At 43.1% G+C, this 11538-nt stretch carries 11 protein-coding genes; 5 read left to right on the top strand and 6 right to left on the bottom strand.

Translation table 11 applies throughout. The features are described 5' to 3' along the window. The first annotated feature begins 317 nt into the window (after positions 1–317). Entirely contained in the window at positions 318–1343 is a 1026-nt protein-coding gene (locus IM473_RS21225) for an ABC transporter permease (protein ID WP_287657343.1), read from the top strand. Between the two features lie 179 nt (positions 1344–1522). On the opposite strand, the gene IM473_RS21220 is transcribed toward IM473_RS21225, so the two are convergent. The 5 genes from IM473_RS21220 to IM473_RS21200 all read right to left on the bottom strand — a co-directional run bounded on the left by IM473_RS21220 (position 1523) and on the right by IM473_RS21200 (position 5307). After that, entirely contained in the window at positions 1523–1786 is a 264-nt protein-coding gene (locus IM473_RS21220) for a hypothetical protein (RefSeq protein ID WP_287690553.1), read from the bottom strand. After that, positions 1732–1941 carry a hypothetical protein gene (locus IM473_RS21215; protein ID WP_287657339.1) on the bottom strand — a complete coding sequence of 70 codons (210 nt, stop codon included), beginning with the start codon at positions 1939–1941 and terminating at the stop codon, positions 1732–1734. Before IM473_RS21215 ends, IM473_RS21220 begins: the two co-directional genes overlap by 55 nt. Positions 1942–2087: 146 nt before the next feature. Then, complete coding sequence (locus IM473_RS21210) at positions 2088–2633, bottom strand: hypothetical protein (protein ID WP_287657337.1); 546 nt, start codon at positions 2631–2633, stop codon at positions 2088–2090. 317 nt (positions 2634–2950) lie between these two features. Then, complete coding sequence (gene csaB / locus IM473_RS21205; RefSeq protein WP_287657335.1) at positions 2951–3988, bottom strand: polysaccharide pyruvyl transferase CsaB; 1038 nt, start codon at positions 3986–3988, stop codon at positions 2951–2953. A gap of 239 nt (positions 3989–4227) precedes the next feature. Further along, positions 4228–5307 carry a RuBisCO accumulation factor 1 gene (locus tag IM473_RS21200; RefSeq protein ID WP_287657333.1) on the bottom strand — a complete coding sequence of 360 codons (1080 nt, stop codon included), beginning with the start codon at positions 5305–5307 and terminating at the stop codon, positions 4228–4230. 213 nt (positions 5308–5520) lie between these two features. Here IM473_RS21200 and ccmO point away from each other — a divergent pair, with 213 nt between their 5' ends. The 3 genes from ccmO (at position 5521) to IM473_RS21185 (ending at position 8035) form a co-directional block, all read left to right on the top strand. Further along, positions 5521–6321: a beta-carboxysome assembly protein CcmO gene (gene ccmO, locus IM473_RS21195; RefSeq protein ID WP_002787918.1), complete on the top strand. Its 801-nt coding sequence runs from the start codon at positions 5521–5523 to the stop codon at positions 6319–6321. A gap of 1028 nt (positions 6322–7349) precedes the next feature. Next, positions 7350–7625, top strand: a complete 276-nt coding sequence (locus IM473_RS21190; protein WP_061430573.1) for a hypothetical protein — start codon at positions 7350–7352, stop codon at positions 7623–7625. Next, positions 7622–8035 carry a type II toxin-antitoxin system VapC family toxin gene (locus IM473_RS21185; RefSeq protein ID WP_004268924.1) on the top strand — a complete coding sequence of 138 codons (414 nt, stop codon included), beginning with the start codon at positions 7622–7624 and terminating at the stop codon, positions 8033–8035. Before IM473_RS21190 ends, IM473_RS21185 begins: the two co-directional genes overlap by 4 nt. A 353-nt stretch (positions 8036–8388) precedes the next feature. Here IM473_RS21185 and IM473_RS21180 read toward each other — a convergent pair whose 3' ends face one another. Next, positions 8389–9396: a Gfo/Idh/MocA family protein gene (locus IM473_RS21180; protein WP_287657332.1), complete on the bottom strand. Its 1008-nt coding sequence runs from the start codon at positions 9394–9396 to the stop codon at positions 8389–8391. Between the two features lie 84 nt (positions 9397–9480). Here IM473_RS21180 and IM473_RS21175 point away from each other — a divergent pair, with 84 nt between their 5' ends. Further along, positions 9481–11520 carry a hydantoinase/oxoprolinase family protein gene (locus tag IM473_RS21175; protein WP_287657330.1) on the top strand — a complete coding sequence of 680 codons (2040 nt, stop codon included), beginning with the start codon at positions 9481–9483 and terminating at the stop codon, positions 11518–11520. Positions 11521–11538 lie beyond the last annotated feature (18 nt).

Here is an 11538-nt window from a genome sequence, read left to right as displayed (position 1 = left end):
TCTAGGTTCCAGCGTCGTTTGTTTCGCTTCGCTTTCGCTTTGCTTCAACCGCGCATTTACCAATGTATCTAACTTCCCTAAGTTTGTCAACCCCTTTTGGCAAAATTTTTTGATCTTTTTTCTATCCCTTGCTCCGTAAGCTTTTCAGCTTTTCAGCTTTTTTGGTAGTCCTTTGCTCAGAACTGTCGGTGCGGCTACTTTAGTTTACTTGTACTGAATATTCCCTCTATTTAATTTTTTATTCGGTACCTCTCGATCGCTGGGTCGATTTTGGGGTATGGTTCCTTGAGAGTATATTTTCTAATCGGAAAGCCCTCATGTCTCGCCGCGCTGCTTTACAATCCTATTTACTGGTGCGTTTACTCCTAGCTCCCTTGATGTTATGGACGATCGTGACGGTGGTTTTTCTACTGATGCGTGTTGCCCCCGGTGATCCCACAGATGCGATTTTAGGCAACCGCGCTCCTGAAAGTGCCAAAAATGCCCTAAGAGAACAATTAGGACTGAATAAACCCCTATTTTTCCAGTACCTAGACTATATTTTTCACCTAATGCGCCTCAATTTAGGAGACTCTTTAACCAGTAAGGGGGTGACAGTATGGGAGATTATCGCTAAACATTTTCCGGCGACGGTGGAACTAACTTTTTATGGGATGCTGATTGCAGTGATAGTGGGAGTCGGATTGGGAATTATCACCGCTTCCCGTCCGAATACACCCTTAGATGCGGGGGGACGTTTATTTGGACTGATAACCTATTCCTTGCCGATTTTTTGGGTGGGAATGCTCTTACAGCTAATTTTTGCGGTACAGTTGCGCTGGTTTCCCTTGGGGACTCGTTTTCCTTTGAGTGAAACTCCACCCCAGACAATTACGGGTTTATATACCCTTGATAGTCTGATGACTCTACAAGTAGATAAGTTGCCCACAGCTTTGTATTATCTAGCCTTACCTAGTTTTACTCTCGGCATTCTTTTGAGTGGGATTTTTGAGCGGATGGTGCGAGTTAATCTGAAACAAACTTTGCAAGCGGACTATGTAGATGCGGCAAAAGCAAGAGGAATACCAGAAAAAACGATTATGATCGGCCATGCGCTGAAAAATGCTCTAATTCCCGTAATTACTGTCTTAGGATTAACTTTTGCGGCTCTTTTAGGTGGTGCAGTCTTGACGGAAGTTACTTTTTCTTGGCCAGGTTTGGGAAATCAGTTATATCGGGCGATTTCTCTGCGGGATTACCCAACAGTGCAGGGATTAATGGCTTTTTTTGCGACAATAGTGGTTTTTGCCAGTATTTTGATCGATCTCATCAATGCTTACATTGATCCTCGCATCCGTTATTAATCAGGGAGAGAGAATTATGAATTATGAAGTGGGGGAGAAGAGAAAGAGGAGAGGGAGTTTTAGCATTTGCACTAATATTAATTTCTAATAGTCGTAACTAACATCTGAAAGCGCGATTCCGCTCTAAGATAGGAATTGCGCTTTGGCATAATCAAATAATATTGAATCCGTTCTTGATTTTATTTGATCGCTGCACCGATGTGTTTTAAAATCTGCAAAACTCTATATAGTTCTTCTCTGGAAATAAAGGGAGCAAATATCCTAGACAGGGCATAATGATGGACATTAGCTCTCAATTTGACCAATAAAATATCATCTCCATTGGTGACGAGGGCAAAGCTAGGTTTTTCCGGCCGGGGATTAGCCATCAAATAGGCTAAAGTTTGCGCTAAGGCAGTCCAAACCGATAGGGCGGTTTTTTGGATTCTACAATTACCAACCAAAACTGATTTAACCAGACTAACACATCGATTCTACCCGATAGTATTTCTTCCCCATCATCAACAGTTAAGCTTACCGATTCCTCTGCGGGTACGCAAAAGGGCGGATCGTAAAAACCCGCAATCGCTAGTAGGGGAGAAACTAACAATAGGGTCACGGTTCCTTCTAATAACTGTACCGCCGATCTTTGGCATAAATACCTTTGTTTTAGTTGATCTAAACTCTTTTTTTCATGGCTAGATAGGGACAGTAAATCACTTTGCCATTCGGGAAAAAACGCCCCATCTTCTTAATAACACCTAATTATTGTTTTTCTCCGTGATAACGTTCTAATCTTACATCCATAGGACTGTGATTGAGCAAGGAATTTAAAGAAAGTGCCCGAACCTCTAGCTTGTCAGGAAGTGCATCTAGCTCTTCTTGATCTTCCTTGATCATTTCAATTAATTCGTCGTCTAGTCTTTCGTACTCCGAATCAAGGGACAACAAATCACCCTTGACATAGGGAAACTCCCACTTAATCACTAAAGCACCTTCGTTTTCCGATTCGTACCCCACAATAATTAAGACATCAGATCCAAAAAACCCAATCGTTTCAAAATCTTGCTGATCCCAAAAAATACCCTCAGGAAAATCCTCTTTATTGGTGATAACAATCTCAATTTCCTTAAAACCCTCAGCCAAAGAAAAAACCAAATCAGTAGCCTGATTCGTCCATTTTTTAACGTGGTGGTTTTGACCGCTGACAATGCCTATCGGTAAAGGCTCTAACTCACCTGTTAAAAAACTGCATTTCCTACGAGTTTTTTTATCTAAATGAGCGCAAACACCGCATCCATACCAAATCATACAAACCTCAAAATTATTTAATGTTTCTTGTCTCGAATACTGCCACGGAATCCTGCTTTAAAGGAACAACAATTGATCATCAGTCAACTGATCGGACTCAATCAACTCCAAAGCCAGTTGAAGCTTTTCCGTACCAATGTTAAAGATAAGTAGTCGTGCAAAATTAATTTCCTAGTGAAGATAGGCAAGAGGCAAGAGACAAGAGGCAAGAGGTGGTTAGATATGTGTAATTAATTTTGCTTAGGTACTTAGATTAAATCTTGTCTCGGCCAGGGCAATAGTCGTGATCGCTTCGGTAATGGCACTCGACATAAAAATTAGCTCACCAATCCAAACAAAATTTCTCGATGAATTAAAGCTCGATCGATTAAAAAATGTTTGCGATCGCTGGTTAATCCTTCTCCATTGGCATAAAAATCAATCCAAGCATTACTAATATCATTAACTGTTTCTGGTAACTGATCTAATTCCCAACCCTGCATCGGTACTTCGGCAATTAATCGCGACACTTTCGGATCATAACTAAGGGCAAAACAACGACAATCTTCTGCTGCGGCCATAATCAAACTATGAAAGCGCATTCCGATCACCATTTCTACCCCGCGAAATAAGCCTTTTAACTGTCTTGGATCCTCTAAACTAATGATTTGATGATTTTCCCTTAATTGACGGGCTACAGCTTCACAGAGTGGCAAATCCCGCGACTTTTGAAAAGGGACTAAGAGAATAAACGCGCCCGTACTGATTTGTAAATCAATTAAAGCTCGGGTTAATTTATCTAATTTTGCCGGGGTTAATAGGGGATGGGGACGTAAATTGACGGCGATTCTTGGAGCGGGTAAATCCGATAATCCCTTGACTGATTGAGCCTCTAAAGCCCATACTGGATCGGGGGCAACAATGGGACTAATACCCCAATCAGCGACTAAATGAGCCGAACTATCATCGCGCACAGTAACTAAACTACATTTTTGTAAGACTTTTTTGGTTAACCAACGGGTAAAAGGTCTATTTAATGGTCCAATTCCCTGCCCCCAAGCAATAGTTTTTAATCCCAATAATTGAGCAAGAGCCATTAAACCACCGTAATAAATTGGACTGGCAAAACTGGTGACATCCTGCATTAAACTGCCGCCACCCCAGATAAATATATCCGCTTTTTTAAGAGTTTTAAAAACTTGCCACCAATCCCTACTAGGACAGGTTTCTACTCCATAACGTTGACTGGTTTCTCTGGGATTATTTGACAAAACAATAGGTTTAATTTCTGACGGCAACATCTGCAATAGAGACACTAATAATGCCTCATCTCCTCCGTTTCCTCTCCCATAATATCCACAAATTACTGCACGCATATATTCAGTTATCAGTTATTATTCAACATTTGCCTTTTCCCTCTTCCAGTGTTTTCTTGAAAGTAGGTTTTCCCTTTTGGCTTTTTCCTTGAAAAATGTCCCTTAGTTTCTTAAGTTATACTGTTAGCTACAAGTTAGCAGTGACCAGTTTTATTGGATTCAGTGATCAGTTTATCTCTTTTCTTATTCCCACTAATAGCTTAAACCTGATCACTGGTTACTGATCACTGATCACTGATTTAGTCGTCCATTTGCCAGGGTTCGGTGATGTTTTTTTCATCGAGGATATTTTTGGCTCTTAAAATCAAGACTAATTGACCTAAGATGGTGACATCGGGGGAACTATCAAACCATTGTAAAGAGACGGAATTATCTGTCTCTACTAGATAATAATTGTTCACGTCCCATTCGGCCAAAACTCGATCGATCACTAATAAAACTTCCTCGGATCTGGTGGCAATCGATCGAGGTAATTGATCGCTAGGCCATAAAATAGCTATAGGATCGATCGCCTTTAGAATTGCTTGCCAACCGGGGAGAGGTACAATTGTTTGTTTATCCCCCACCGTTACCAGTCGAAAAGGTTCCTCGACGCTCAAACTTTCTGTGCATTTTATATCAGTTACCGTCACCGGAAATCTGCCTACTAAGGGAATAATTCTGGCTAATTCGTCCTCATCCTGTAAACGATGGACGGGTAGCAAAGGTGCGCTACGGGTGGGAGTAACGGTAAAATCTTGTAGTAAAGACTCGATCGCCTGTCTGGCCGAGTCAGAATGGGCAAATTTCAAACCTTTAGCGATTAATTTCGCTCTTTCGGCTAAATCTCGCTTTTGTTTACCCCGTTTCCAACACTGATAAGCGATCGCATCTCCAGGATGACGGGTAAATTCACTGGGAATCTGGGATAAACGGGAAAAATCTTGGATAGCTTTGGCGATATCGTGTGCTTCAGCCACCTCAATCCTTTTTTCTGCCGCTAACTTCGCTGCCCCCAATCTTTGTTCTTGGTTGAGAATCCGCAATTCGTATAGCACATCACTGCGCGGCCCGATGTAGTAACTTAACAAATCTTCATCTGCCCCGGCTTTGATTAAACTCTCAAAAACTTGGGCAGCGACAATAATTAAATTTTGTTGGGCATTTTGAAAACCCGTTTGTTCAAAGATTAACTGGGAATCGTAGCCAGCTTTTTGCAGTTTTTGACATTTTTGCCCCCAATTCACCCAATTTCCTTCCTTATGAAGCAGCGAGCGCATTAATTCGGTCGCTTCCGTTTCGCTGATTCGATCATCTGTACTGCGAGGCTGTTCTGTCATAGACAACTTGATCAAGCTACAATAACTAAAATTTATCTAATCCCTCAAAAATCTTCAATAGCAATTAAGGTTAACAGGATAGACTAGATAGTAACAGGATAGCTGACAATCACCCCCTTCGTACCTGTTAGGGCAAGTTTATCTTCAATGTCTAGATTAAGAGTTAATGGAAGCATTCCCCCCTCGTCCCCAACTAACCCCGGTCAAAGGACGATGAAAACCAAGCGTCACCCCAAAGATAGCGCCTTGGGTTTAGTCTCTACCCTCAGCTTTCCGGCGATCGTCGGGACGGCGGATATGATGCTAAAATCGGCAGAAGTTACCCTTGTGGGTTACGAAAAAATTGGCGGTGGTCACTGTACGGCGATCGTGCGTGGTAATATTGCCGATGTGCGGTTAGCAGTGGAAGAAGGGGCAAAAACCGCCGCACAGTTCGGACAATTGGTATCTAAATCGGTTATTCCCCGACCGATGCCCAATTTAGAGGTAATTTTCCCAATTGGTAGCCGTTTAGCCGAAATTGCCCAAAGTCAACGGGGTTTCAGTAAACTGAGCAATATGTCGATCGGTCTCTTGGAAACCCGCGGTTTTCCTGCTATGGTGGGGGCAGCCGATGCCATGTTGAAATCGGCCGATGTGCAGTTAGCTTCCTACGAAACAATTGGGGATGGTTTGTGTACGGCCATTATCCGGGGTTCCGTCGCTAATGTGGCCGTGGCCATTGATGCGGGAATGCGGGAAGCGGAGAAAATCGGTGAACTGCACGCGGTGATGATTATTCCCCGTTTATTGGAAGATTTAGAACATACCCTACCGGTGGCCAGCTACTGGTTAGAAACCCCCGAACCTTTACCGATGTTGTTACCCAATACTGTCCGGGAAAAACAACGGGAATTAGTCGCTTTACCTGAATTGGAAAAAACCAAAATACCGATTCGTCGCCAAGAAATGCAGGAAAAAGTGTTAGAAGAAGTGATTCCCGTGGAAGTTATCATCGATGAGGACAGTTATTAATTTTTATTTTCAACTTTGGTCCTGTGCTGCTAAAAGTACAGGACCAAAGGTTTGAATTAGGGGTTGCTGAAAAAGTTTGTTGGTGGGTGTGGATTTCCCAGTAAAAAATCTTTACAGAGTCCCCCGACAATTGAACGAATCGAATAATGATAAATTTTTGTCAAGGGGTGCGGTCAGATCGAATAATCGTCGCTAGAATGAACCCAATTGTCAGGAACTTAGTTAAACAAGGTTTTTGGCAATATACTAATCTGGCTAATAGGCTTTTGGGCGTGATATAGGGAAAAGTTCTGGCGATTGCGCCTAAATAGAGTGATATGCCGAAAGTTGACCCATATCGTTACTCTGAGGAGTGTTATCCAGAAAGTTTCCGTATAATCCCTAGTTAGACCGCAGTAGAAGACAAAACCTAAGTTAAAAAAGTATGCGTAGTTTGGCACCTTACATAGTATTGATTGGTTGGGTAACTGCTGTCATTGGGCAGATATACACTATGATGCGAGCGTTTCGTCGCTCCTTTTTGAAAGGATTGCTATGCCTAATTATTCCAGGATATGTTCTAGTTTATGCAACAAATAGAGAAACACGAGAAGCAAAGGCTTTGATTTGTTGGGGGGCGGGTTTACTTGCATTTATTGTTGGATTAGTAGCTTCATAAAGTAAAAATAGCCTCTCCCAGTTAAAATGAAAGGGTTGATTCGCAGCGAGGTCAAACCCCATGACATTGCGATCGCAATCTTGTAGTGTGCGTTCCCTAATGTGGCTCCTACTGCTCCAGCGATCGATTTTTGGGAACGCACCATGTACATTGATTGAAACTGTGGGTTAAAGTGCGATACCGAAGGCACTGGGTAGCAGTACGCCGCTCTGGTGGGTTAGGTTGACGGCAGACCCCCAACTGTGATCTTTGACTTCATTCCAATTGGTGCGGACTGTATTCAGGTGTTACCTGCTGTGATAGTTAGTAAGTGAGCCTGTTCGTTGAGTTGAGGAGTAAAATAGGAGAAGTCCTAATCTAAGATTTAGTAATGGATAGAAGCATCATAGAACGGCAACCGCTAATTGAAGCAGTCAAGGCTCTCCCTGATGAGGCTTTAGTGGAACTGTCTAATTTTCTGGACTATCTTCGCTATAAAGCAGCCCATCAAAGAGAACTGACCACTCATTCTTCTAGTTTTCTGCTTGCAGTTGCAGGTTTAGGCAACTCTGGTCAAGAGGATATTTCAGAACGTGATGAAGAGATTCTAGGCAATGAGATTGATCCGGTGTCCGGCTGGAATCTTAACCCAAGCAATTCAGTATGACGGCGATACTTGACACCAGTTTTTTGTTTGCCTTAACCGATCAGGGCGATCGCAATCATCAGCGGGTGTTGGCTATTGCTCAAAGCGTGAATGAGCCATTGGTTCTACCTGTCGTTGTCCTGCCTGAGGTCTGCTATCTGATTGCATCAAGATTGAGCCACCAAGCAATGCGCCGTTTTGTATCCAGTATGACACCTGATGCGGTTCAAGTTGAACCTGTAATCCCAGAAGACTTGGTACGAGTGCATGAGATATTGGAACAATATGCTGACAATCAGCTTGACTTTACAGATGCAGCGATCATTGCCATAGCTGAAAGGCTTACTATTACTCGCGTTTATACACTTGATCGCCGAGATTTTTCGATTATTCGTCCAAGTCACTGCGATTACTTTGAGTTATTTCCTTGAACCGCCAGCTAACACTGCGTGGCAGCGGACGGTCAAAATTCGTCGCTGCTGAGCTTGCTTTCTAATGCCGTCGCTGATTTGAGCTGTTAGCGATCGAGCGCGCTACGCACCGATAGGGTTCTGGACTTCCCCGTTGACAAAAAGGCATAACCTGTGCTGTAGGGGGGATTAAGAGAATTTTCGATACCCCCTTACTGGGTACAAATTAAGGAAACCCCTAATAAATCTAACGCCGTATAAACTCCTCGTCAATAGCAAATCAGGTTATACTTCAGACCCCACACCCCACACCCCACACCCTACCCCCACGAAAAACTTTTTCAGCAGACCCTACTTATCAATCCCATGTTTCCCTATTCTAAGCGCAGGATTTCTCCACCTCTGGCTAGAGATAATTCTGCTGCCTGGAGGATTTTGACTAATTCCGTCCCTACCGATCCCGAAGATACAGGAGAATTGACACCCGTAGCCACCGACTCTAAAAAATGTTCGCACAATGCTTTTAGGGGTTCACCATCGGCAATAGGGATAGATTCCGTCTCCTGTCCCCGGGGAATAAAATAGGCTTCCTGACGTTCAAAATAGCCCTTTTGTCGCGTTAAAGGCGATCGAGAGTCTAATTCATTGAAAATTAAAGTCCCTTCGCTGCCAACTATCCCTAAACGTCGCTGTTTATCGGGATTCAACCAACAAAGGTGAATAGTCGCTTGAAAACCATCGCCATAGATCAGGGTTAACCAGACTAAATCGGCTAGATTAGGTTGTAGCCAAACCGTTCCTCGCGCCTGCACAGATACTGGTGTACTATCAAGCCAATGATTAAAAATCGAGATATCGTGAATAGCTAGATCCCACAAAGCGGACACATCCTGACGGACCGGCCCCAGGTGGGTGCGAGTGGCATAACCATAAAGAGGTTTACCGATACCCCCGGATTGCAGGACTTTTTGTCCGGTGATAACGGCCGGATGAAAAAGATAGGTATGATCAACTAATAAAATACGCTGTTTTTGCGCCGCTAATGCCGTTAATTCGCCACATTCTTGGGGATTGAGGGTTAAGGGTTTTTCGGCGAGGACGTGATAACCTAAATTAAGAGCATCTTTAATCAGGGGATAATGACTGATGGCGGGAGTAACGACGACTACGGCCGAGATTTCGGGGTGAAGACGAATTGATTCCCAGTCATTGGCTAAAATAACCTTATTAGTATCGAGATTAAATTGATCGCGACAGAGATGAAGTTTTTCAGGGGAGGAGTCAACGATCGCCACTACTTGTGCTGAGGGATGTTGAGAAAAATGACGGACGAAATGGACTCCCCAACGTCCTACCCCTAAGATAGCGATTCCTGTGGACATTTTGCTTACTCAGATAAATCAATCTAGTTTATTTTAAAAGGATTAGGCGCAATTATTCATTGATTCTGAGAACTGGAAGGGATTATGTTAAAATTTTTTATCGATCGAGGGGGAACTTTTACCGATATAGTGGCGATAATCGATCGACCAGAAATTATGGAACGACTAGCTAGAGATGCCGCTAGATTTCTGATTGTTCCCCTTGCCGATCAACAGTGGATTGTTCTCTATAAACTGCTCTCGGAAAATCCCGAAAAATACCCAGATGCAGTCATTCAAGGGATCAAAGATATTAGCGGTTCCCTAGATAACATCGAAGTGATTAAAATGGGAACAACGGTAGCCACCAATGCGCTGTTAGAAAGAAAAGGAGAGCGCACGGTTTTATTAATCACCAAAGGTTTTAAAGATGCCTTGAGAATTGGCTATCAAAATCGCCCCGATATTTTTGCCCGTCAAATTATTCTTCCTTCTTTATTATACGAACAAGTTATCGAAGTGGCCGAACGCTACGATAGTCAAGGACAAGAATTAATCGCCGTTAATCCCGCCCAAGTTAAAGCCGATTTAATACCAGTTTATCAAGCGGGTATCCGCAGTTGTGCGATTGTTTTTATGCACAGTTATCGTTATCCTGACCACGAAAAACAAGTGGCAGCCATTGCCGAAGAAATCGGCTTTAGTCACCTAGCCATTTCCCACCAAGTCAGTCCTTTAATGAAACTGGTATCCCGGGGAGATACCACGGTAGTTTCTGCCTATCTATCGCCAATTTTACGCCGCTATGTTGATAGTATTAGCCAGCAATTACCGAAAACTAGCTTACTATTTATGAAATCCGATGGCGGTTTAGTCACCGCCGATAAATTTCAGGGTAAAGATAGCATTTTATCCGGTCCTGCCGGGGGAATAGTTGGGGCAGTACAAACCAGTTTAAGGGCAGGATTTAGCAAAATTATCAGTTTTGATATGGGAGGAACTAGCACCGATGTTTCTCATTTTCAAGGGGAATACGAGCGGCAAACAGATAACGAAATTGCCGGCGTAAGAATGCGAGCGCCGATGTTAAGTATTCACACCGTGGCTGCTGGTGGGGGTTCGATTTTAGTCTATGATGGTTATCGTTTTCGGGTTGGGCCAGAAAGTGCCGGAGCTAATCCGGGACCTGCCTGTTATCGACGGGGTGGTCCATTAACAATTACCGATGCTAATGTTTTGTTAGGAAAAATTCAAGCTGCCTATTTTCCCGCTATTTTTGGAGAAGAGGGAAATTTACACCTAGATAGAGAGATTGTGCTGACAAAGTTTCAAGAATTGGCGGCAACAATGGGGGGTAATGATAGTCCTGAAATGTTGGCTGCGGGGTTTATTCAAATTGCCGTGGAAAATATGGCTAATGCGATTAAAAAAATCTCTCTGCAAAAGGGTTATGATCTCAGTGATTATACTCTTTGTACCTTTGGCGGTGCTGGGGGTCAAGTGGCCTGTTTAATTGCCGATACTCTGGGAATGAAAAGTATTTTTCTCCATCCCTATGCCGGGGTTTTAAGCGCCTACGGCATGGGTTTGGCCGATTTGAGGGTAATTAAAGAAAAAGCGATCGAACAGCCGTTAAATGCCGATTTAATCGGGCAGTTGCTCACGGAAATGAACGAATTAGAAGTTTTAGCGGGTCGGGAATTAGAGGGTTATAATCGGGTGCGGCAGCAAGTTAGTTTAAAATATCAAGGCAGTGACGCCACTTTAGCGGTTAATTTTAGCGATCAAATGCGTCAGGATTTTGAACGGGAACATCAAAGACGTTATGGGTTTAAACAAGAACAAAAAGCTTTAATTGTTGAGTCGATTGCCGTGGAATTGATCCAGACTATGGACAGTCCCCAAGAAGCAATTTTAACTCGCACCCGTCCCATGGGAGAATTACCTCCTATAGTTGATAAAGTAGCGGTTTTTATGGCTAATCAATGGCGGGAAACGCCAATTTATCAGCGTTCAGATCTGCAACCTTTTGATTGTCTGGCAGGACCCGCAATTATTATCGAAAAAATTAGCACGATTGTGATTGAACCGGGTTGGATGGCCAAATTAACGGAGAAAAATCATTTAATTCTCTCCAAAGCTTAACTAATTGAACTACATAGA

It is taken from the genome of Microcystis sp. M015S2, assembly GCF_020245945.1.
Taxonomy (GTDB): Bacteria; Cyanobacteriota; Cyanobacteriia; order Cyanobacteriales; family Microcystaceae; genus Microcystis.
This window is presented reverse-complemented; position numbering and strand designations above follow the sequence as displayed.